Annotated in this window: 20 protein-coding genes and 2 pseudogenes; 20 read left to right on the forward strand and 2 right to left on the reverse strand. The window is 40.3% G+C overall.

What is annotated here, in order from left to right:
• Positions 1-81: 81 nt before the first annotated feature.
• From AKG39_RS14310 to AKG39_RS14400, 19 genes and pseudogenes are all read left to right on the forward strand, one after another.
• Positions 82-930, forward strand: a complete 849-nt coding sequence (locus tag AKG39_RS14310; RefSeq protein ID WP_050741089.1) for an MBL fold metallo-hydrolase — start codon at positions 82-84, stop codon at positions 928-930.
• A 53-nt stretch (positions 931-983) separates the two neighbouring features.
• Positions 984-1,934, forward strand: a complete 951-nt coding sequence (locus AKG39_RS14315; protein WP_050741090.1) for a 3-hydroxyacyl-CoA dehydrogenase family protein — start codon at positions 984-986, stop codon at positions 1,932-1,934.
• A gap of 65 nt (positions 1,935-1,999) precedes the next feature.
• The gene (locus AKG39_RS14320) at positions 2,000-2,926 is read left to right on the forward strand and encodes a thiamine pyrophosphate-dependent dehydrogenase E1 component subunit alpha (RefSeq protein WP_050741116.1); all 927 of its coding nucleotides are present in this window, start codon (positions 2,000-2,002) and stop codon (positions 2,924-2,926) included.
• A gap of 13 nt (positions 2,927-2,939) precedes the next feature.
• Positions 2,940-3,923 carry an alpha-ketoacid dehydrogenase subunit beta gene (locus AKG39_RS14325; RefSeq protein ID WP_050741091.1) on the forward strand — a complete coding sequence of 328 codons (984 nt, stop codon included), beginning with the start codon at positions 2,940-2,942 and terminating at the stop codon, positions 3,921-3,923.
• 11 nt (positions 3,924-3,934) lie between these two features.
• The gene (locus tag AKG39_RS14330; RefSeq protein ID WP_050741092.1) at positions 3,935-5,278 is read left to right on the forward strand and encodes a 2-oxo acid dehydrogenase subunit E2; all 1,344 of its coding nucleotides are present in this window, start codon (positions 3,935-3,937) and stop codon (positions 5,276-5,278) included.
• 13 nt (positions 5,279-5,291) lie between these two features.
• Positions 5,292-6,671, forward strand: a complete 1,380-nt coding sequence (gene lpdA, locus AKG39_RS14335; RefSeq protein ID WP_050741093.1) for a dihydrolipoyl dehydrogenase — start codon at positions 5,292-5,294, stop codon at positions 6,669-6,671.
• Between the two features lie 19 nt (positions 6,672-6,690).
• Positions 6,691-7,719 (forward strand): type II glyceraldehyde-3-phosphate dehydrogenase, encoded by a 1,029-nt coding sequence (locus AKG39_RS14340; RefSeq protein ID WP_050741094.1) that lies wholly within the window; start codon positions 6,691-6,693, stop codon positions 7,717-7,719.
• Positions 7,720-7,732: 13 nt separating this feature from the next.
• Complete coding sequence (locus AKG39_RS14345; protein ID WP_050741095.1) at positions 7,733-8,983, forward strand: phosphoglycerate kinase; 1,251 nt, start codon at positions 7,733-7,735, stop codon at positions 8,981-8,983.
• Between the two features lie 45 nt (positions 8,984-9,028).
• The gene (locus AKG39_RS14350) at positions 9,029-10,201 is read left to right on the forward strand and encodes an NAD(P)-dependent malic enzyme (RefSeq protein ID WP_050741096.1); all 1,173 of its coding nucleotides are present in this window, start codon (positions 9,029-9,031) and stop codon (positions 10,199-10,201) included.
• 17 nt (positions 10,202-10,218) lie between these two features.
• Entirely contained in the window at positions 10,219-11,469 is a 1,251-nt protein-coding gene (gene larAH6 / locus AKG39_RS14355) for a nickel-dependent malate racemase, LarAH6 family (protein WP_050741097.1), read from the forward strand.
• 67 nt (positions 11,470-11,536) lie between these two features.
• Positions 11,537-12,460, forward strand: a complete 924-nt coding sequence (locus AKG39_RS14360) for an NTP transferase domain-containing protein (RefSeq protein WP_050741098.1) — start codon at positions 11,537-11,539, stop codon at positions 12,458-12,460.
• A 133-nt stretch (positions 12,461-12,593) separates the two neighbouring features.
• Complete coding sequence (locus AKG39_RS14365) at positions 12,594-13,430, forward strand: TylF/MycF/NovP-related O-methyltransferase (protein WP_050741099.1); 837 nt, start codon at positions 12,594-12,596, stop codon at positions 13,428-13,430.
• 16 nt (positions 13,431-13,446) lie between these two features.
• Positions 13,447-14,550 (forward strand): histidine phosphatase family protein, encoded by a 1,104-nt coding sequence (locus AKG39_RS14370; RefSeq protein ID WP_050741100.1) that lies wholly within the window; start codon positions 13,447-13,449, stop codon positions 14,548-14,550.
• Complete coding sequence (locus AKG39_RS14375) at positions 14,547-15,572, forward strand: molybdopterin-binding protein (RefSeq protein WP_050741101.1); 1,026 nt, start codon at positions 14,547-14,549, stop codon at positions 15,570-15,572. Before AKG39_RS14370 ends, AKG39_RS14375 begins: the two co-directional genes overlap by 4 nt.
• Before the next feature lie 36 nt (positions 15,573-15,608).
• On the forward strand, positions 15,609-16,640 hold the full coding sequence (locus AKG39_RS14380) for an XdhC family protein (protein ID WP_050741102.1): 1,032 nt from the start codon (positions 15,609-15,611) through the stop codon (positions 16,638-16,640).
• 59 nt (positions 16,641-16,699) lie between these two features.
• Positions 16,700-17,659: a GTP 3',8-cyclase MoaA gene (moaA, locus tag AKG39_RS14385; protein ID WP_050741103.1), complete on the forward strand. Its 960-nt coding sequence runs from the start codon at positions 16,700-16,702 to the stop codon at positions 17,657-17,659.
• Positions 17,660-17,734: 75 nt separating this feature from the next.
• Positions 17,735-17,961: pseudogene (locus tag AKG39_RS14390) on the forward strand (MOSC domain-containing protein); the annotation flags it as partial.
• An 82-nt stretch (positions 17,962-18,043) separates the two neighbouring features.
• Complete coding sequence (locus tag AKG39_RS14395) at positions 18,044-18,793, forward strand: sulfite exporter TauE/SafE family protein (RefSeq protein WP_050741105.1); 750 nt, start codon at positions 18,044-18,046, stop codon at positions 18,791-18,793.
• A gap of 194 nt (positions 18,794-18,987) precedes the next feature.
• On the forward strand, positions 18,988-19,731 hold the full coding sequence (locus AKG39_RS14400; protein ID WP_050741106.1) for an MBL fold metallo-hydrolase: 744 nt from the start codon (positions 18,988-18,990) through the stop codon (positions 19,729-19,731).
• Between the two features lie 837 nt (positions 19,732-20,568).
• Here AKG39_RS14400 and AKG39_RS19410 read toward each other — a convergent pair.
• Both AKG39_RS19410 and AKG39_RS14410 read right to left on the reverse strand, forming a co-directional pair.
• On the reverse strand, positions 20,569-20,868 hold the full coding sequence (locus AKG39_RS19410) for a type II toxin-antitoxin system RelE/ParE family toxin (protein ID WP_242852626.1): 300 nt from the start codon (positions 20,866-20,868) through the stop codon (positions 20,569-20,571).
• 58 nt (positions 20,869-20,926) lie between these two features.
• Positions 20,927-21,190 (reverse strand): type II toxin-antitoxin system prevent-host-death family antitoxin, encoded by a 264-nt coding sequence (locus AKG39_RS14410; protein ID WP_050741108.1) that lies wholly within the window; start codon positions 21,188-21,190, stop codon positions 20,927-20,929.
• Positions 21,191-22,198: 1,008 nt separating this feature from the next.
• Here AKG39_RS14410 and AKG39_RS20915 point away from each other — a divergent pair.
• A pseudogene (locus AKG39_RS20915) lies at positions 22,199-22,273 on the forward strand (adenosylmethionine decarboxylase); the annotation flags it as partial.
• Between the last annotated feature and the right edge of the window lie 113 nt (positions 22,274-22,386).

The following is a 22,386-nucleotide window of genomic DNA, read 5'->3' on the forward strand; positions in this document are numbered from 1 at the left end:
GCAGAAATGATGCCCTAGGGCATCTCTGCTCCCTTTTTTATAAGAGTCACACCTAAAATTGGAAATGGAAAGGAAATTAAAATGGAAAAACTGACACCTAATATTTACACGGAAACAAAAATACGGGGGTGCAATCCGAGCATTGTCTTTACAACCGAAGGAGCAGTCTTTATTGATACCGCACAGTTACTGACAAACCTGCTTGAAATGATTGAGTTCGCCGAGGAAAAAGGTCCGATAAAATACCTCATCAATACCGAACCCCATATTGATCATATTTTTGGTAACCACTGGTTTGCTGACAAGTGCCCGATTATTGCCCACGAAGCAATCGAAAAAGATTTTTTTCTGGTCCCCGGGGATATGGACGGATACGACTACAGTATTGATGTTTTAACTCGTCAGGATACCAAAGGCCTGGCCCTGATGCCATCACGGGAAGACTATCTGGTTAATCTGCCGCAAATTACCTTTAGCAAAGATATGACCATGCATGTTGGTAACCACAGCTTTCATCTCTATCATACACCCGGTCATTCAGACTCGCAGATCGCTGTTCATGTACCCGAAGAACGTACTGTATTTGTCGGAGATACCATCTTTGCCTACTGCCAAACTTGGCTGCATTCTGCGAACATCGATGAGCTACTGACATCACTTAAATTTCTTTATACCCTTGATGTGGACTACATTGTACCGGGTCATGGACCCGTTGTTGATAAGGCCTATATCTTAAAACAGATGTCATTTATTTACGAATGGCTTGCGGCAGTAGCTGACGGCATTGCAAAAGGCTGGTCTGTGGAAGAATGTGTTCAGAAGATCAGTTTTAAAGATCGTTTTTCTGTTGATATTGGCCAGGATGAAATGATGCCCTACATTCAAACAACAAATATTTTCAAGTGTTACAAATACCTGACCCAGGGATAAGCATTGAAATATGTTTCAAATGAAATTAATTTAAAAAAGGAGGAAAATAAACCATGAAACTTGATTCAATTAAAAATGTGGCTATTATTGGAACCGGGATGATCGGAGCCAGCCTCGCAGTGCTGTTTACCGGAAATGGCTACAAAACAACCATACTGGCTTACAATGATGAAGAAATAATAGCCTGCAAAGAAAGATACAGTCTTTGTTTTAATGATTTAATCGAAAAAGAATTGGTGACCGAAAAACAATACAAGGCCTGTGAAAAGATTCTGAACATTACAACATCCTACAAGGATATTGCAGATACAGATTTAATTTTTGAGTGTGTTGTGGAAAACTTAGCAGTTAAACACAGTGTGTATCAGTTAATTGAAGAAAACTGTTTAAACTTTAAGGCTATCGCATCCTCAACCTCGGCGATTTCAGTGGATGATCTTGCAAAAGGATTAAAACAGAAGGAAAAACTGGTTGTTGCACATCCCTGGAATCCCCCGCATCTGGTTCCCTGTGTGGAACTCGTTCCTGGTCAGTGGACGGATAAGGGTGTCATAGAGGTCATTTATGACTTTTTAGAATCGGCAGGAAGAAAGGTAGTGGTCATGAAAAAAGCCGCTCCCGGATTTATCGGCAACCGCCTGCAGCATGCTTTATACCGGGAGGCAGTTCACATGGTAGAGCAGGGCATTGCCACGCCCGAAGATATCGATAAAACCCTTAAATACAGTTTTATTCCCCGATACACCTCCATTGGTATTTTCGAACATTTTGATTATGCCGGACTGGATATGATTGTCAGCATCGATGATTATCTATTCCCGGATCTGTCCAATGCCGACAAAACCCAGGATTATATCCGGTCCCGATTTGAAAAAGGCGATCTTGGTCAAAAAACCGGCCTAGGTGTTTACGATTGGTCAAAGGTGGATATGGAAGCATTTCGGATGAAAGCGGCAAAGCCATATTTTGAATTTTTCAATTGGAGTTTACCCGAAGAGGATTAAGAGTAAGAATTGAAAGGAGTTACAAAGTGATATCTAAAGAAAGAAAATTTTGGATCTATGAGACCATGAATAAAATCAGATATTTTGAACTAAAAGCCCTGAAATTATTCGAAGAAAATAAATTGCGTGGTTCAGTTCATTTATATGCCGGAGAAGAGGCTGTTGCAGCTGGTGTTTGTTCTCAGTTGAGAGATGAAGATTATATTACAAGTACCCATCGTGGTCATGGTCACTGCATCGCCAAAGGGGCTGAGCTGGATAAAGCCATGGCTGAATTAATGGGCAAGGTAACCGGCTACTGCAAAGGCAGAAGCGGTTCAATGCATATTGCGGATTTTACCAAGGGTAACCTGGGAGCAAATGCCATTGTTGGGGGCGGAATTCCCATTGCAACAGGTGCAGCGCTGGCGGCGAAGCTTCAGAAAACGGATAAAGTCGCCGTTTCATTCTTTGGGGATGGCGCATCCAATGAAGGAACCTTCCACGAAAGTTTAAATTTGGCCAGCGTATGGAAGCTGCCGATTATTTTCGTCTGTGAAAACAATGGCTTCGGCATTTCAGTACCGGTTAGTCAGTCAACCTCTGTTGAAAACATCAGCGATCGTGCTGTTGGCTATGGAATGCCTGGGGTAACCGTTGACGGCAATGATGTCTTTGCAGTTTATGAAGCATTTGAAGAAGCACTGAAACGGGCAAAGGCAGGCGATGGCCCCACATTAATCGAATGTAAAACCTATCGTACGCTTGGCCACTGGACCGGAGATCCTCAAACCTATCGCGATAAAAAAGTTGTCGAAATGTGGCGGGATACAAAGGATCCGATTCAGTTATTTAAAAAACGACTGGTCGAAGCAGGCGATTTTACCGAAGAAGAACTGGATAAAGTCGAAGAAGATGCCAAAATCGAAGCAGATGCAGCAGCAGAATTTGCAATTAACAGTCCAAACCCGGATCCTTCCGACGTAATGGACGATGTTTTTTATGAATGTTAAGAAAGGAGCAAAGATGAGTAAAAAAACGTACGCAACAGCCATACGCGATGTAATCGCAGAAGAAATGCGCCGTGATGAAAATGTTTTTGTTATGGGAGAAGATATTGAGATACTGGGTGGTATTTTTGGATGCACCAGAGATCTCTACAAAGAATTTGGAGTGGACCGCATCAGAAACACACCTATTTCCGAGGCCGCAATGATAGGCGCCGGTGTGGGTTCGGCCTGTGCAGGCATGCGGCCAATCGTAGAACTGATGTATATGGATTTCACCCTGGTGGCAGCAGATCAGATTATCAACCAGGCAGCGAAAACCCGTTATATCTTTGGTGGAAAAGCAAAAATTCCTTTGGTTATCCGTGGTCAGCAGGGTATTGGCCGGGGAAATGCGGCAACGCACAGCCAGAGCCTGGAAACCATTTTTATGCACTTTCCGGGAATTAAGGTAGCCTGTCCTTCCAACGCAGCGGATGCGGCCGGTTTACTCAGAACCGCCATTCGTGACGATAATCCGGTTATGTTTTTCGAACATAAGGCATTGTATGCTTCAAAATTTGAAGTACCGGATGACCCGGATTTTTGCGTTCCTTTCGGAAAGGCTGACATTAAACGAGCGGGCAAGGATGTCACCATCGTTGGATCATTGCTTTATGTAAGCAGAGCATTGGAAGCTGCGGCAGAACTTGAAAAAATTGGAATAGATGCAGAAGTTATCGATCCAAGAACTCTTGTTCCCTTTGATACGCAAACAATCATTGAATCGGTAAAGAAAACAGGGAAGCTGGTTGTGGTCCATGAAGCCCATAAGGTAGCCGGCTGGGGAGCAGAAGTGGTTTCCCAGGTTGTTGAAGGAGCATTTAAATACTTGGATGCAGCTCCAATCCACCTGGGCGCAAAAGCCTGTCCGCTTCCTTTTAATATTGAATTGGAAAATGCAGTGGTTCCAAGTGTGGAACAAATAGTCGAAGCAGCAAAAAAAGTATGCAATAAAAAATAGGAGGTTAGAACATGGCAGAAATTGTAATTATGCCTAAGCAAGGCCTCCAAATGGCCGAGGGCACGATCATGGAATGGTTGGTCAATGAGGGAGAAGAAGTCACCGAAGGATCGCCCTTATTTGAAATGGAAACCGATAAATTAACGATCACCATAGATGCAGGATCCAATGGAACGTTATTAAAAATACTGCGTGGTCCAGGAGATGTCGTTCCGATTACCGAACCCATCGCAATTATTGGAGAAAAAGGCGAGGATTACTCGGCATTGTTAAATTCAATGGGAGCACCACCGGTGGCCGAAAACGTCGAATCTGAAAATGAAACAGCGGATGAGGTAACTGTAGAATCCATTAAAGCGGAAGCGGTTAAAGTACCAAGAACCGGAAAAGTATTTGCATCTCCCCGGGCTAAAATGCTGGCAGAGGAAAAAGGTATTGACTATGCCGATGTTGATGGTTCGGGACCCGAGGGTCTGATCATTGAAAAAGATGTGCTGGAATACGCAGCCAATCCAATACAGAAAACGGCGGCAACACCACTGGCCAGAAAAGTTGCAGAGCTGGAAAACATTGATATCAATAATATTCAGGGATCTGGGGCTCGCAACAAGGTATTAGCTGAAGATGTACGGGCATCATTATCAGCCGGTCAAACTCCCGTTCAGACTGATGTAACTCAATTGGATGAAGAATTGATTCCAATTAAAGGCATGCGAAAAATTGTCGCTGAGCGAATGAAAACAAGCCTAAGCGAAATGGCCCAGGCCAACCATCGCATCACCGTTGACATGACAAATTCTGTTTCACTAAGAGAGCAGTTTAAAGCCATGGGAACCAAGGTCAGCTACAACGATATCGTCCTACGCTGTGCTGCAAAAGCTTTAACCGAATTTCCAATGATGAATTCATCCTGGACTGAAAAAGGCATTATACTAAAAAAATATGTAAATATTGGCATGGCTGTGGCCATCGATCAGGGTTTAATTGTACCTGTCATAAAAAATATTCACTTAAAATCACTGGATGCCATTGCAAAAGAATCCAGTGAACTGGCATCAAAAGCAAAAGAAAACCGACTTCAGCCGGAAGATTATACCAGGGGGACCTTTACCGTTTCGAATCTGGGAATGTTTGATATTGACGGATTTACCGCCATTATTAATCCGCCGGAAGCCGGAATACTGGCAGTTGGAAAATTGGCGAAAAAACCGGTTGTTATCAATGATGAAATTGTCATCAGAATGATGATGCAACTCAGCTTGACCTATGATCATCGCACAGTGGATGGTGCACCGGCTGCTCAATTCCTCAAACGGATCAAAGAATTACTGGAAAATCCAATGTTACTAATTTAAGGAGAACGACTTTATGAGATATGATGTTGCAGTTTTAGGCGGAGGTCCCGGGGGGTATGAAGCAGCGATTCGCTGTTCCCAGTACGGTCTCAAAACAGTGCTCATAGAGGCAAGAGAACTTGGCGGAACCTGTTTAAATCGTGGTTGCATCCCAACAAAAGCCTTGCTTCATGGAGCAGAATTTTTCGACGAAGCAAAAGGTGCAGAAGAATTTGGAGTTCTTTTTGATAATATCGCATTTGACTATGAAAAATTAACAGCTTACAAAGAAAAGATTGTCGGAAGATTAAGAAAGGGAATTGAAGGACTTGAAAAAGCCCATGGAGTAACCGTCATTAAAGGTTTTGGTGTTCTTAAAAATTCCAATGAAATAGAAATAAACGGAGAGTCCGTATACGCAGATCACATCATCATTGCAACAGGCTCCAGCCCGTTTTTACCACCCATACCAGGGATTGACAATAAATCCATCATGACCAGCGATGAAGTTTTGGAAATGAAACAATGTCCCGAAAGCCTGGTGATAATCGGCGGCGGAATCATTGGCATCGAATTTGCGACATTGTATGCATCTCTGGGAAAAAAGGTTATGGTTTTGGAAATGCAGCCGGAGATTCTTTTGGGAATCGATAAGGAAATCGTCAAAGAACTTTCCCGTATTCTTAAGAGAAAAGGTGTAGAGATTATTACCGGAGCAAAGGTATTATCCATCGAAGGTACCGACGAAATCACTGTAAATTATGAAAAAGGCGATCAGCCTAAAAGTGCCGCCGGGTCCTGCTGCATTGTCAGTGTGGGACGAAAAGCACAAATCGACAACATCGGATTGGAAACTGTTGGAATCAGACGAAACGGTTCATTCATTGATGTCGATGCTCATCTGCGGACAAATGTACCGAATATCTACGCCATCGGAGATATCACAGGGAAAATCCAGCTGGCCCATGTCGCCACAAAACAGGGTATGGTTGCAGCTGAAAATATCATCGGCAAAGAAAAGCTGATGAAATACGATGTGGTTCCTTCCTGTGTCTACACCAACCCTGAAATTGCCTGGGTCGGACTCAGTGAAGACCAGGCAATCAAAGCTAAGAAAAAAATAAAAGTCGGTCGGTTCGGTGTCGGCGGCAACGGTAAAGCCAGCGTCATGGGCCACAGCAAAGGCCTTATAAAGATTATCTGCGATGAAGCAACCGGAGAAATTTATGGGGCACAGATCATGGCACCCAGAGCAACAGATATCATCGGCGAAATTGCGGTGATCATGGAATGTGAAGGCACCATTGAAGAATTATCAAATACCATTCATCCTCATCCTACGGTTTGCGAAATCGTAATGGAAGCGGCCCACGATGTGGAAGACCTGTGCTGTAATACACTGCCAAAAAAATAATATTCAGGAGGAAAATAATATGAAAAAAATTAAAGTAGGGGTAGCAGGGTACGGCGTTATCGGTCAGAGACTGGCAGATGCAGTTGCACTTCAGGGAGATATGGAATTGGTTGGGGTAGCCGATTTGGCACCGACACTTTCGATAAGGGCATTAAAAGAAAAAGGCATGCCTTATAACCTGTTTCTGGTTGATATGAATCGCAAACCAGAGTTCGAAGCATTGGATATTCCAATAAAAGGAAGCTTTGAAGATTTGGTTGATCAGGTCGATATTATGCTGGATTCATCACCGGGTGGTGTAGGCGTTAAAAATAAAGAAATTTATAAAGCCAAAGGCGTCAAGGCAATTTTCCAGGGCGGCGAACAAAATTCAGTGGCAGATGTGTTCTTTCACGGCTATGCCAATTACGAACAGGGCGTGGATCAGGATTATTTAAAACTCACAAGCTGTAATACAACCGGCCTTATTCGAGCCGTTGATTGTCTGGACCGCAATTGTGGCGGAGTCGAAAGAGTTGCCATTACCATAATCCGACGTGTTGCCGATCCCGGTGATTATCACCGCGGTTTAACCAATGCACTCCAGGTGGATAAGGCACCTTCACATCAGGCTGTGGATTTAATGACCATCATGCCACACGTTGATGCAACTGGAATTCTGGTTCATACACCGGTAACCCATGGCCATATCATTACGGTATTAGCAACCGGCAAGAAAAAAATCACCAAGGAAATGGCTTTGGAAGCTTTTAAAAAACATCCGAGAATTCGAGTGGTGAAAATTGATGATGGTTTCCAGGGAAATGCGTCTTTCTTCCGATATGCCAGAGATTTAGGAAACACCAGAGGCGATATGTATGAAATTGGTTTATGGGAAGACTGTATCGTAGAAAGCGAAAACGATATTATGTTTGCCATTAACATTCCCCAGGAAAGTGTCACCATTCCTGAGACCATGGATGCCATCAGAGCGGCAACCGGCTTGCAAAAAACACGAGAAGAAGGAACGGAAGCGACAAACAAATATTTAAATTGTCATTGTCGATAAGGGGAACCAATCAATGAAGTTTGGAATTAATACATTAGATGACTTCGAAGTTTCTGGCAAAACAGTGCTGCTTCGGGTGGATATTAATCAACCGGTGGACAAGGAAAAAAATACATTAAAAGACATCACGAGAATTAAGGCCTGCGTTCCCACCATCCGGGAATTGTCCGATAAGGGTGCAAAGCTTGTTATTCTGGCCCATCAGGGAAGCGACATCGAATACGAGAACTTTTATACCACAGAACCCCATTCGAAGGTTTTATCAGAGCTGCTGAATAAGGATGTAAAATTCATTGATGATGTTTGCGGTCCCACTGCCAGAATGGCCATCGAATCCTTGAATGCCGGAGAAATTCTCTTACTGGATAATGTCCGTTTTGTAGCTGAGGAACAAACGTTATTCGAAATGAATTTAAAATTAAGCCATGAGGATCAGGCAAAAACACTATTGGTGAGAAAACTTGCCCCTTTGGCCGATTTATATGTCTGTGATGCTTTTGCGGCAGCTCATCGGGATCAACCCTCCCTTTGCGGTTTTGAGCAAGTACTGCCTTCTGCAATGGGAAGATTATTTGAAGAAGAGTACAGCGTGCTTTCAAGCATTACGAAAAATCCGGGAAGGCCGTCAGTCTTTGTTTTAGGCGGCGCCAAAATATCCGATGCCTTCATTATGATGAACAGTGTCCTAGGAAAAGGAATTGCCGATACGGTTCTGGCCGGCGGTTTGGTGGGAAACATCATGCTTCTGGCAAAAGGTTTTGACATCGGAGAAAAATCCAAAGCCTTCATCAAAAAAAGAGGGTTCGAGAAATATATCGAAGATGCAAAAGACCTGCTGTCTAAATATGAAGATAAAATTGAATTGCCCTCTGACTTAGCCTACCTCGAAGCCGGGGTCAGAAAAGAAGTTAAACTCTCTGACTTGCCGGTTGACGAAATGCTGGTGGACATCGGTCATACATCCACAGAAAAATTTCAGGAAATCATCCTTGGTGCCAAAACAGTTTTCACCAATGGACCCATGGGGATTTTTGAAGAGGAAATCACTGAATACGGAACAAAAAATGTTTGGGACGCTCTGGGAAAAACAACGGCCTACACCGTTGTTGGCGGCGGCGACAGCATCACAGCAACCAATAAATATAATTTAAGCGACAAAATCAATTACATTTGCACCGGCGGCGGCGCCCTGATCCGGTTCTTAACAGGAGAAACCCTGCCGGTTGTCAAAGCATTGATGCATGGTTCAGAAATTAAAGAATAGTAAACACCATAACAAGTAAGTAGGAAATTTAGAGAGGTTATTAAAATGGATTATGCACAGGAGTCATTAAAACTACACTATCAATGGAAGGGCAAACTGGAAGTCAGCTCAAAGGTTTCAGTTAGCAATAAGGATGATTTATCCCTGGCTTACACCCCGGGGGTAGCACAGCCTTGTTTAGAAATTCAGAAGGATATCAGTAAAAGTTATGAATTAACCGGACGCTGGAATACCGTTGCTGTTATCAGTGATGGAACTGCGGTTCTGGGACTGGGAGACATCGGCCCTGAAGCCAGTATGCCGGTTATGGAAGGAAAATGTGTTTTATTCAAGGAATTTGGGGATGTGGATGCAATACCCCTATGTATCCGTTCCAAAGACGTTGATGAAATTGTACAAGTTGTCAGCCTTTTAGCAGGAAGCTTCGGCGGTGTTAACCTTGAAGATATTGCAGCACCCCGATGCTTTGAAATAGAGAAAAGACTCAAAGAAATTTGTGACATTCCAATATTTCATGATGACCAGCACGGAACGGCCGTTGTTACCTTGGCGGCGGTGTTAAATGCTGCAAAATTAACGGGAAAAGACATCAAGACCATGAAAGTGATTATGAATGGAGCCGGTTCAGCTGGGATTGCCATTGCAAAACTTCTTTTAAAGGTTGGTCTGGAAAACATCACCATGTGTGATAGAAAAGGTGCTATCTACGTCGGTCAGGAAGGGATTACCCAGGACAAGCAGGAGATTGCATTAATTACAAACAAAGAAAGAGTAAAAGGGAGTCTTGCTGATGTGATGAAGGATGCGGATGTGTTTATCGGCGTTTCCGCACCCAATACAGTAACCGAAGAAATGGTTGCTTCCATGAAAAAAGATCCCATTTTATTTCCAATGGCGAATCCCACACCTGAAATTATGCCGGATCTCGCCTTAAAGGCCGGTGCTGCAGTTGTTGGCACCGGACGCAGTGATTTTGCAAACCAAATCAATAATGTTTTGGCCTTTCCTGGAATTTTCAGAGGTGCATTGGATGTAAGAGCCAGTGATATCAATGACGCCATGAAAATTGCGGCAGCCTATGCCATTGCAGGATTGGTAACTGAGGAAGAATTAAAAGCAGATTATATTATTCCAAATGCATTTGATCCTCGTATTAAAGACGCAGTGGCCAATGCAGTAGCAAAGGCTGCCAAAGATAGCGGCGTTAGCCGCATCTAGCAGACTGGAGTAATCTGATGAAAATAGAAATTGTAATTGGAAAAGAAAAACAGGAAGTTAACATTCCAGATAAAAATTTATTAGGGATACTCAAGTCAAATTCAATTGAGAAATCCCTAGTGGGTAGTGAGGCGGTCAGCTATGCCCTTAATAATCCAATTGGAACCCCACGATTAAAGGACATTATTAAAAAGGGCGAAAAAATTGTAATCATTACCAGCGATATCACGCGCCCGTTACCTTCATATATTGTATTACCTGGAATTTTGAAAGAACTAAAAGAGAAATGTGTTAGAAGTGAAGATATTACCATAGTCTTTGCTCTGGGCAGTCACCGAAAACACACGGCGGAAGAAATGAAAAAATTAGTGGGCGATCATATTTATTCCACAATCAAGTGTGTGGATGGTGATTCAAAAGATTTTGTGCACATGGGAAAAACCAGGCTCGGAACTCCGGTAGATATTACTCGAATTGTGGCAGAGGCAGATCGGCGGATTTGTCTGGGAAATATCGAATACCATTATTTTGCGGGTTACAGTGGCGGCGCCAAGGCCATAATGCCAGGAGTTTCCACACGAGAAGCCATCCAAATGAATCACAGCTGCATGGTGGACCCACTGGCTGTGGCAGGAAAGATCGATAATAATCCGGTAAGAATGGATTTGGAAGAAGCCATTGAGCATTGTCCTATCGATTTTATTGTCAATGTGGTTTTGGATGAGAAGAAGAACGTGATCCATGCTGTGGCAGGACACTATATTGAAGCACACCGAGAGGGCTGTAAATTTCTTGATAGAATTTACAGCAAGAAAATTGAAGAATTAGCTGATATTGTCATTGTTTCTCAAGGCGGTGCTCCAAAAGATCTGAATCTTTACCAAACACAGAAGGCGCTTGATAACGCCAAGCATGCAGTCCGCAAGGGGGGCATTATTATTCTGGTTGGTTCCTGTGAAGAAGGCTTCGGTGAAAAGACCTTTGAAAAATGGCTAAGAGCAGCGCCGGATTCTCAGTCACTGATTGAAAGAATCAAAAATGATTTTCAACTCGGCGGACATAAAGCGGCAGCTATCGCAATGGTTTTAGAAAAAAGTGATATTTACTTTGTTTCGAAAATGGAACCGGAACTTGTGAAATCCATTTTTATGAAGCCTTATCCATCGGTACAGGAAGCTTTACGATCAGCCTTTGATAATCTTGGCTATGATTCTAAAGTTCTGGTCATGCCATTTGGCGGTTCAACCCTGCCGGTTCTAAGTAAATAATTTTTGTAATTCAAGAAAAGCTGACTCCCATTAAATGGAGTCAGCAATCTTTAAATGAGGTGATTGAATGAAGGCAGCAAATGTAGGCGTCGTGATTTTAGCAGCAGGCATGTCATCGCGCATGGGCGAGTTTAAACCGATATTGCCAATCGGAAAGCTTACTATAATTGAACGGATCATATTAACATTTCAGAATGCCGGAATAAGAAATATTGTGTTGGTAACCGGCAATAAAGCCAGAATTATTGAAGAACAGGTGAATCAAATGGGCGTTATCTGTGTTCATAATAAAGATTTTGCAACGACCCAGATGTTTGATTCCGCAAAAATCGGCTTGAAATATTTAGAGAAAAAATGTAAAAGGATTTTAATCACACCCATTGATATTCCATTATTTACCTGTGAAACAGTGAAAAAGATCATAAAAACAGATGGTGTTTTCGTGAGTCCCATACATAAAGGAATCAAAGGACATCCGCTAATGATTAACACCCAAGTCATACCCAGGATCTTGGAATATACGGGCAATCGCGGATTAATGGGAGCTGTTGAGAGTTGTAACTTTGAACATATCAATGTGGAAGTTGAAGATGAAGGTATTTTAATTGATGTGGATACAAAAGACGATTTCAATAAATTATTAGATTTATATTATAAAAGAAAGTTAAAACCCAAAGTACGCGTATCAATCGAAAATCAAGAATCGTTTTTCGGAATGGGCACGGCTCAGTTGCTGCAACTCATCAATACAAATGAATCGGTTAAAAATGCCTGCATTCAAATGAATCTTTCCTATAGTAAGGGTTGGAAAATGATTAATCAGGTTGAAGAACAGCTGGGGTACACCATCGTTCATCGAAAAAGAGGCGGCAGCAATGGTGGTAAAACCATCCTAACATTAGAAGGTATTGAATTTTTAGAAAAATACGAAAAATTTGAAAGTGAATCAAAGGATAAAGTGGATCAGATATTTGAAAAATATTTTTTTTAAAAACGAATTGTTTTAGCAAAACATTCGAACCGCAATTTTAAAAGCAATTCAAAATAATTAACGAATAGCTGAAAACGTTTTATAAATACAGAATTATTTAATAAATGATTCGAGCTGAGGAGGTCACAAGTAGATGAAAGCTGGTATTTTTGGAGCCGGACAAGGTGGAACTGCGTTAATGAACCTGATCGCGAGTGATTATGAAATTGTTACTTGTTTTGATAATAATCCTGCGAAATGGGGATCACATCTTTCCGGTTTAGTGATCAGTAAGCCAGATCAAATAATGGATTTTAATCTGGATATCATTTGGACAGGAACATTAAATATGGATGCGGCCAGTGAAATAGAAAAGCAAATCAGAACCTTTGGTTTTGAAGGCAGCATCAAACATGCAAGTGATTTTAAAAATAAATATGATGTCAGGCTTGCAGAACTTCGGCTGATTGCAGAAGAAATTAAAAGAAGAAATATTGAGGGTGCCATTGCTGAATTAGGAGTCTATCAGGGAAAATTTGCCAGTGAGTTGAATCGAAATTTTAAAGAGCGTAAACTCTACCTTTTTGATACTTTCGAGGGCTTTCAGGCAGAAGATTTGAGAATCGAAAAGGGCTTGTCAAAAGCAAAAGAAGGCGATTTTTCTGATACCAGCGAGGAATATATACGCAAGAATCTGCCTTATCCGAAGCAGGCTATTATTTTAAAAGGCCGATTTCCAAAGACGATTCCCAGGGACGAAATTCTGTATGCCCTGGTCAATCTGGATGCTGACTTATATGAACCCACACTCCGCGGTTTAGAGTATTTTTATCCCCGTCTCAGCGCCGGTGGCGTGCTGTTAATCCACGATTATAACAGTATGCAATTTCCCGGGGTAAAAAAAGCAGTCGATGAATATTTAAATGAGCAAAACTTATTTTTAATTCCTCTCTGCGATTTCCACGGCACTGCTATTTTAATGAAACCATAAGAAATGAGAGTAGGAAATGAGAAATATCTATTTAATCCGTCATTGCGAACCAAATTTTCCAGATGGACTAAAATGCTGTCTTGGTAAATATGATTTGTCGCTGAGTGAAAAAGGAAAAATAGAAGCAAAAAAGCTTTCAAGATACTTTGATGAAAACAGAATATTAACATTAATTTCAAGCCCGATGGCAAGAAGCCGTGAGACGGCGGATATAATTTCAAACGGGAAATACCCGATAGTTATTGCGGATGAACTTCAGGAAATTGACACAGGGCTATGGGATGGTTTACCATTTCCGGAAATCAAGAAAAAATATCCTGAATATTATGAACAGCGAGGGAAACATTTATCAACATTGCCGTTTCCCGGGGGAGAATCCTTTAATGACGTCTTAATGCGAACTGAACCGTGTTTAAAGGAACTGTTGGAGAAGCATGAAGGTGACCTGGCAATCGTAGCCCATGCCTGTGTAAACCAAGGACTTCTAAGCAAGTGGTTAGGTTTAGAATTGGATAATGCCCAGGAAATTTCACAGGCCTATGGAAGCGTCAATCTAATAGAAGAAATAAATGGCACATTCAATGTAAAGTTTGCCGGGAAAAGAATTGAAATAATTCCCACATTAGAACAATGTGACGAAATGTTAAAAAAATTCAATGTATCGGAACAAATTATTGCCCACTCCAGAAAAGTTATGGAACTAGCATTGGAATGGACAGATCAGTTAATCGTTAAAAATTTTGATTTGAATAGAAATTTAATCAAAGCAGCGTCGATGCTTCATGATATAGCCAGAGCAGAAAAGGATCATTCAAAAATAGGTGCTGACTGGATGAGCTCAGAAAGTTATTCTCTGGTTGCCAATGTGGTTGCTGTCCATCATCAGTTACCTTTATACGACGAAACTCATATCACCGAAAATGTCATTGTCTATTTGGCGGATAAAAAAGTGCAGGAGTGCCAATATGTGACCATTGATGAACGATTTGAACAAAGCAGAAAAAAATGCAGGAGTTTAGTGGCTAAAGTAAAACACCGACAATCTTATTTTCAGGCAAAAAAAGTAGAAGAAATGGTAGAAGAAGCAATAAATAATTCAGAATATGGAGAAAAACAATGAGATTAATTGAAACAATAAATGCAGTTGGCAGTGTTCTTTGTCATGATATTACACAAATCATTAAAGGCGTCACAAAAGATGCGGTATTTTCAAAGGGCCATACGGTGAGAGAAGAAGATATTTCGGTGTTGTTATCGGTTGGGAAAGAGCACCTGTATGTGTGGGAAAAGGAAGAAGGCATGCTCCATGAAAATGATGCAGCTGAGATTCTTTATGAACTGTGCAAGGGTGAGCATATGAAACCTTCTAAAATAAAGGAAGGAAAAATCGAGCTGATTGCGACCTGTGATGGCGTGTTAAAAATCGATTCGGCAAAAATGAATAAGGTCAATGCCCTGGGCGAGATGATGATTGCCAGTCGGCATGGTAATTTTCCTGTAAAAGCAGGTGACCTTCTGGCCGGTACCCGGGTGATTCCGCTGGTGATTGAAGAAAGTAAAATGAATCGTGCAAAAGAAGTATGTGGGGAAGGATCGATTTTTGAAATTAAAAAATACGTGCACAAAAAAGTCGGCATTGTTACAACCGGTAGCGAAGTTTACCATGGGCGCATAGAAGATACCTTTACTCCGGTCATCAAAGATAAACTGGCGGAATTTAATGTGGAAATCATTGGGCATATTGTTTCAAATGATGATCACGAGATGATTACCGAATCCATCATGACACTTTTGGAAAAAGGCGCAGATATGATTATCTGCACCGGCGGAATGAGTGTGGATCCCGATGACCGAACACCCCTTGCCATCAAAAATACCGGCGCAAAAATGATTACTTACGGAGCACCTGTACTTCCCGGAGCCATGTTTTTACTGGCTTATTACAAAGGCAATATCCCGATTATCGGACTTCCGGGTTGCGTTATGTATGCAAAACGAACCATCTTTGACTTGGTATTGCCCCGAATCATGACGGATGAACGTCTTAGAATTCGAGATTTTACCATGTTGGGGCAGGGCGGACTCTGTCTGAACTGTGACCTTTGTACATTTCCAAACTGTGGTTTTGGAAAAGGTGTGTAAATAAGTGATAGCTAAAAATTGGATGGAGAAAACAGTATGAGCGGACTTTATGAGAAAATCAGCGAAAGCAATTCCAGTTATAAAAATATAATTGCTACCGTGGTGGAAGGTGAAAACTTCGGAGAAAAAGCGTTTATTTCAAAAGGTAGAATTATTTTTGAATCAAAAGTAGACGGCATTTTTGGAAATAATCTAATATCGATTTCTAAAGAAACCAAAACTGGAATGCTATGCATTGGTGGAAATCGGATATTTTGTGAAATATTAGGCACTGAAAAGAAACTGGTTATTTGCGGTGGCGGCCACGTGGCCATACCCATAATAAAAATCGGTTTAATGGCAGATTACCATGTTACGGTTATTGAAGATCGGTTTTCATTTGCCAATAATGCCGCACGAGCCGGAGCAAATGAGGTTATCTGCGATCCTTTTGACCAGGGACTTGAAAAAATAAAAGGCGATAAGAACACATCTTTTGTGATAGTTACACGGGGGCATCGCTATGATCAGATTTGTCTGGAGAAAATCATAGAAAAAACAAATGCCTACATTGGAATGATTGGCAGTAAGCTTCGGGTCAAAAAAGTTTTAGACCAATTAGAAGAAAAAGGCATGGATGCAAAGTATCTGGAAAAAGTACATACACCAATTGGTTTAAAGATTAATGCTGAAACACCGGTGGAGATTGCCGTATCGATTATGGCGGAACTGATACAAGTGAAAAATCAGAAAAAAGAAAGCTGCGGTTATTCCAAAGAATTGATTAAAGCCATTAATAACAGCGAGGATAACCAACAAAAGAAAGTGCTGACAACGATTATCAGCAGAAAAGGTTCGGCACCCAGAGAAGTGGGAACAAAGATGTTGATTTTTCAAGATGGCCGGACGGTGGAAACCCTTGGCGGAGGCTGCGCCGAAGCAGAAATTAAAAGAAGTGCTTTTAGTATGATCAGCGAAAATACCGGGAAGTCTGAATTAATTTCAGTTGACATGACTGGAGTGGATGCAGAGGAAGATGGAATGGTTTGCGGTGGTCTTATCGAAGTATTTATGGAAATAATTGAATAAAATTTAAAAAATACAAAATCCCATAATTAAGTTAGGTTAAATGAAAGCTGGTGAGAAATATGCTGGATCAATATGGAAGAAAAATTGAATATATGCGAATCTCGGTTACCCAGAAATGCAATCTGAAGTGTATTTATTGTGATCCTGATGGTGAAAACTGCAAGGACAGCCAGGAGGAGAATCTGGCCCCGGAAGAGATCGAAAAGATTACCCGGGCCATGGTTAAAACAGGCATTAAAAAGATCCGCATTACCGGCGGGGAACCTCTGGTGAGGAAGGATGTCTGCGAGATCATCAGCAGAATCTCTCGAATTGATGGCATCGAGGATATCTGCATGACCACCAACGGCGTTAATTTGCTTAAGATGGCAAGAAATTTAAATGTGGCAGGTCTTCATAGGCTTAACATCAGTCTGGATTCCCTGGACGAAGAAAAATTTAGATACATTACCGGCGGCGGCGATTTCAAGAAGACCATGGAAGGAATTGATCTGGCATTGGAACTGGGTATGACCCCGGTGAAAATCAACACCGTTCTGATTAAAGGCATCAATGATAATGAAATTGATGCGCTCATTGAACTAACCCGGAACAGACCAATTGAAGTTCGGTTTATAGAACTCATGCCCATGGGCAGCTTCGGTGAAAAGAATGCGGATAAGATCATTCACAATGATGACGTCATCAATGCCCGACCAGGCCTTCAGTATCTGGAGCGTACAGATAAAGGATCGCCGGCAGTTTACTACCGGATGGAAGGATATGTTGGAAAAATCGGATTTATCTCACCCATGACCCACCAGTTCTGCTCGGACTGTAACCGCATTCGGTTGACTTCTGACGGAAAGATACGGCCTTGTCTGGGAAATAACGGAGAAGCAGACATTAGAGATGCTCTTGGTCTTAAACCAGAAAACTTTGAAAAGATCATCAGACAAATCATTGCTGATAAACCAAGGGGACATCACTTCGGCGAGGCCTTTTCATCTTCGCGTAAAATGAATATGATTGGCGGCTGATTTCATTTAATTGACGTAAAAGTATTGGGAAAACCGTTTTAAACATGAAATTTATGAAAGAATTGAGGAATAAGAATGGCAAAGGTAATAGCAGTCAACACTAGTACTAAAAAAGCTGTGATCAAACAACCCATCGAGGTTGGCGAATGCATGGTTGATTTTGGCATCAAAGGTGATGCCTACGGAAGCAACTGGCATAGACAGATCAGCCTGCTGGGTCAGGAAAGCATTGATAAAATGATCGCCATGGGCGTGGACGGGCTGGATCAGGGAAGTTTGCGGAAAATATAACCACCGAGGGTAGCGAAATCCGGAAATGTTAAGTTAAAGAATTTAATATAACAACGGTAAAGTCACAAATAACGAACAATAGGAGAAATTACAATGGGAATATTTCCGGATTTAGAACTTGTCCAGTGGATTTGGATTGTTTTTGCAGCACTGTTAATTGGTGTATCGAAAACTGGCATCAGTGGTTTACTCACATTGGTAATCCCCATATTAGCTGCAGTGTTTGGTGGAAAAGCATCAACGGGAATCATTCTTCCCATGCTGATTGTAGGGGATATTTTTGCGCTGCTTTATTATAAACGCAACGCAAAAAAAGAAGATATTTTAAAATTATTGCCATGGACATTTCTGGGTCTGATACTCGGTTTGGTTATCGGCGGCTATATCAATGATGAACAATTTAAAAGCCTTATTGCAATATCGGTTTTACTTTGTCTGTTTTTATTAATCTATTTTGAAAAAAAAGCTGATCAGATAAAAATCCCTGATAAGACCTGGCTGTATGCTCTGGTTGGAATCCTGGCAGGTTTTACGTCAATGATCGGAAATGCCGCAGGACCGATTTTCAGTGTGTATTTGCTGGCAAAAGGTGTTAAAAAGGAAAATTTTCTGGGAATCACTGCATGGTTCTTTTTTATCGTAAATATAACCAAACTCCCGATGCAAGTATTCGTGTGGAAAAATATTACGGTACAAACATTTGCATTAACGGGACTTATGATTCCATTTATCGGCATCGGTGCTGTTTTAGGAGCATTCATTATCAAAAGAATAAATGAAAGATTATTTAGATATCTGATAATTGGAATGACGGCAATTATATCCATAAAGCTCTTTTTTTAAGAATTCCCATAAAGATTCTGGCTTTTACATTTCGATGATTTAGAGTCTCCAGAAGTTTATTGCAGGCATAAAAGCCATCCAGTGGTTTGATTAGAAAAATATCTTGATGAACAGAAGTCTTTGAGTTATGAGTTTCATTGGCGGCAAATAATAATTAATAATTATTATTTGTGAATGTTAGGAGGAGAATACCAGTGAATGAAATAAAAATTACATATATTGCCAATGCTGGTTTACTGATTACTGGTTTAGAAAAAAAAGTTCTGATCGATGGGATCCATTCATTTGAACCGTTTGGTTTCAGTCCGGTCCCTGAAAAGGTACTGAATCATATCATCGAGGGACATGGCATTTATGAGGATATGGGCTATATCCTGTTTACGCATCGTCACAAAGATCACTTTAATGGGAAGTATTTAGATGATTATTGTTTATTGAATACGCCCCGGATGATTGTCATACCTAAAGATGGTGATAGTCTGGAAAATACAAAAGGGAATATCACTTATTTAGATACTGAATTTTGGGAAGGAAGAGTGATCCTGGAAGACAATGGGTTAAAACTGATTGCATATAAAACCTTACATGATGGGAAAGAGTATCGCGATGTTGCCCATTATGTATATCAGATCAATCTTTTGGAGTGTCACATTTTAGTGATGGGGGATACGGATTTTCGATGCTCAGAATTAGAAACCATGCTTGCCGGCCAACGAATCGATATACTCATTGTCAACTGGCTGTTTTTAAACAATCGGATGGGGAGAGCATTAATCAATAAGGTCAATCCTAAAGAATTGCTTATCTATCACCTGCCTTTTGAGAATGAAGATATAAAGAATTATATCAAAATCGCAAAACGTGATTTGAAAAGATATGAGACAGAAATGCCAGAAACAAAATTATTGTTAAGTTGTGAAGAGTTTATAAAAGTGTAATAAGAGACATTTTGGATAGGCTACAATAAACTGAATATTGAGTAAAGAGAAAGATTTATTTGACTGATACCAGATGTCCAAGGGTACATCCTTGTGATGTTAAACAAAGCGAATTTCGATAAGTCGGAATTGAAAAAGCCATTTGGAAGAAAGCTGAGGAAAGAAACAGTACAATTTATATTGAAGATTATGAGAAGTATCTAAACGATGTTTCCGAAAGCAAGGATATACTTAATATCTGGAATTCATATAGAGAGAAATACAAATATGCCAAAGACATTGAATTTGAAAGCATTATTAAAACCATAAAGGATATAATGGCAGGATAAATATTGTCATCTAAGAGTGATGATATCCTGAAGTAATAAAAAGACAGACATGAACAATTTATGCACATCAGGAATAAATTAAACTCAATTTAGAATTGATTATAATTAATATAATGGCAGGAAAGTCCTTTAGAATTGCGGTTTCTAAAATTACAATAGCTTTTAAGATACTAAAATACAACCATGTAATCCAATTCGTAATCAGTAGGTCGGCGGTTCGATTCCGCCCGCTAGCTCCAGTAAAAAATATTATTTTGTTGAAAGAATGGCTTTAAATAGCCATTCTTTTTTTATTTATTATTTTTAGTATTCACTTAAAAGTATGACCGACTGTGAAAAATCGAAAAATTCTGGCTATTTCTGGCTATTTTACCTCTATTTTTGTCGTGCTTTTATCCTACTTTTTGTCGCATTTTTTTTACGATATTTTGGATAACGAGTAAATTTGTGAGGAATTTCCTCTTGCAGAAAACAGTTACCGATCACCTGGGAAATATAACCTGCCATTTTATGGCAGGCAGGACTGTTGATTGTTACAGCAATGAGATAAGAAGCCTTGACCCAGGATGGCTGTCCAATTGCTTTTCTGAAACAGAAAACGCACAATGGTAACCCGGTGTGTTTCTTCGGATATAATGTAAAAAGCAAGGTAACTTTTCACCATAACAAAATGAATTCCCCAGGAAGCTAAAACCGGATCATCCACCAGCTTAAATTTCTCGGGGAAGTCAGCAAGGGAGTAGATTTGTGCTTCAGCTTCATCCAGTAGGTCATCGGCAGCTTTTGGATTTTTGAGAACAAATCCAATATGGTCTGAGGCTCTTAAAAGATCTCGTTCAGCGGCAGTGTAATGTAGATGTCATAAGTCATCGGTTACGGCTGCTCCGGATGGAAGAGATTGCCTCAGAGAAGCGACGGGTATTGCTATTTGCAATATCATCCATTCCTTCTTTTATTAGTCCGTATAATTCAAAAAGATTATTCATTTCCTCGTAGGCTTCAATGCTCATTACCGCAAGATCGCCTTTTCCGTTTTTTGTAATAAAAACGGGTTCCGAATAATTATGACAAAATCTTGAGATTTCATTGTAATTGTTTCGTAGTTCAGCACTTGATTTTATTGTTGGCATGGTAATTACCTCCTTATATAACAAAATTATACACATATTTTGTTATATAGCCAATGGTAATTATGCCAATATCGGATTATATTTTGGACAAGGGGACGCATGTGCCGCAAAGGTATAGGATGGTTAGGATTAACCTGATATTAACGCGTTAATTGATTGCACGCTGTAACCGGGGTGGAAAAATTGCACTTGCTCTCCGGATAGCTTGCTCTGAATCACGTGAAAGAGTGTACTACCCCAGTGGAATATTTATCGTAGGAGATGATCCAGGGGAACCATGGTATCCATTGAAGCGAGTTGTATCTGACTGCATTCTTAATCTTTTTTCACATTAACATCCTTTTCACCACCCGCTTTCGATGCTTTCGTTATACCAAGAAAATCACAGTTTCATCAATAATAACAGGTGTTGAATGCATGATCATTCCATCAAAAAAAACAAAGTAACAGAATTATATTCGAATTTTATGACTTTGTCGACACTCTAAGCGCAAATAGATTTGCACTTGTTCTAAAGAATGGCATCAAATTGCTGATTATTAATTGTGCAAATAATGTTGCGTGTAATTATATTATGCGGTAGGTGTTGCAATAATATGATTGGTCTAAGTAGATAAAGTTAGTTATAATGAAAAATTGTCTTAAATACTGTTCATAGATATCTTATTTTAATGATTGATTGAAGAATAATTAAATTCAGATCGATAAATTGGCATAAAAATTGCTTTATAGATAACAAAGAAGAGAAAAAATGTAATGTTTTCGTGTTGTGTTTTGATAACAAATTCAGAAAGTGAAAGAGGTTTTATTTTGAAAGTAAGTATAGAAATTGTTGAACTTTAAAAAGCAATCGTTTACAAGCACTCATGTTTTTGGTGAGTTTTATGGTGTGTCATATGAAAATCTTAACAGCATTGATCAGCTTGAAGAGATTTTGACTAAGGGGTTCGAAGAATCAAAAGCAAAATGTTTAGGAATTATGACAATAATATTTAAGCAAATGGTGTTGCTTTATTAGCATTGCTCCGTGAATCACATGTTTCGGTACACATTTATCCAGAGCATAACGCACTTTTTTATTGATGCTTTTACATGTGGAACGCATTGTGATCCTAGAGTGACTATCAATACAGGTATTCAAACATTACATTCTGACAAAAATGTTATTTCTGAAACACAACAAGGTTTACAAAAAC

This window comes from Acetobacterium bakii (assembly GCF_001263355.1).
Taxonomy (GTDB): Bacteria; Bacillota; Clostridia; order Eubacteriales; family Eubacteriaceae; genus Acetobacterium; species Acetobacterium bakii.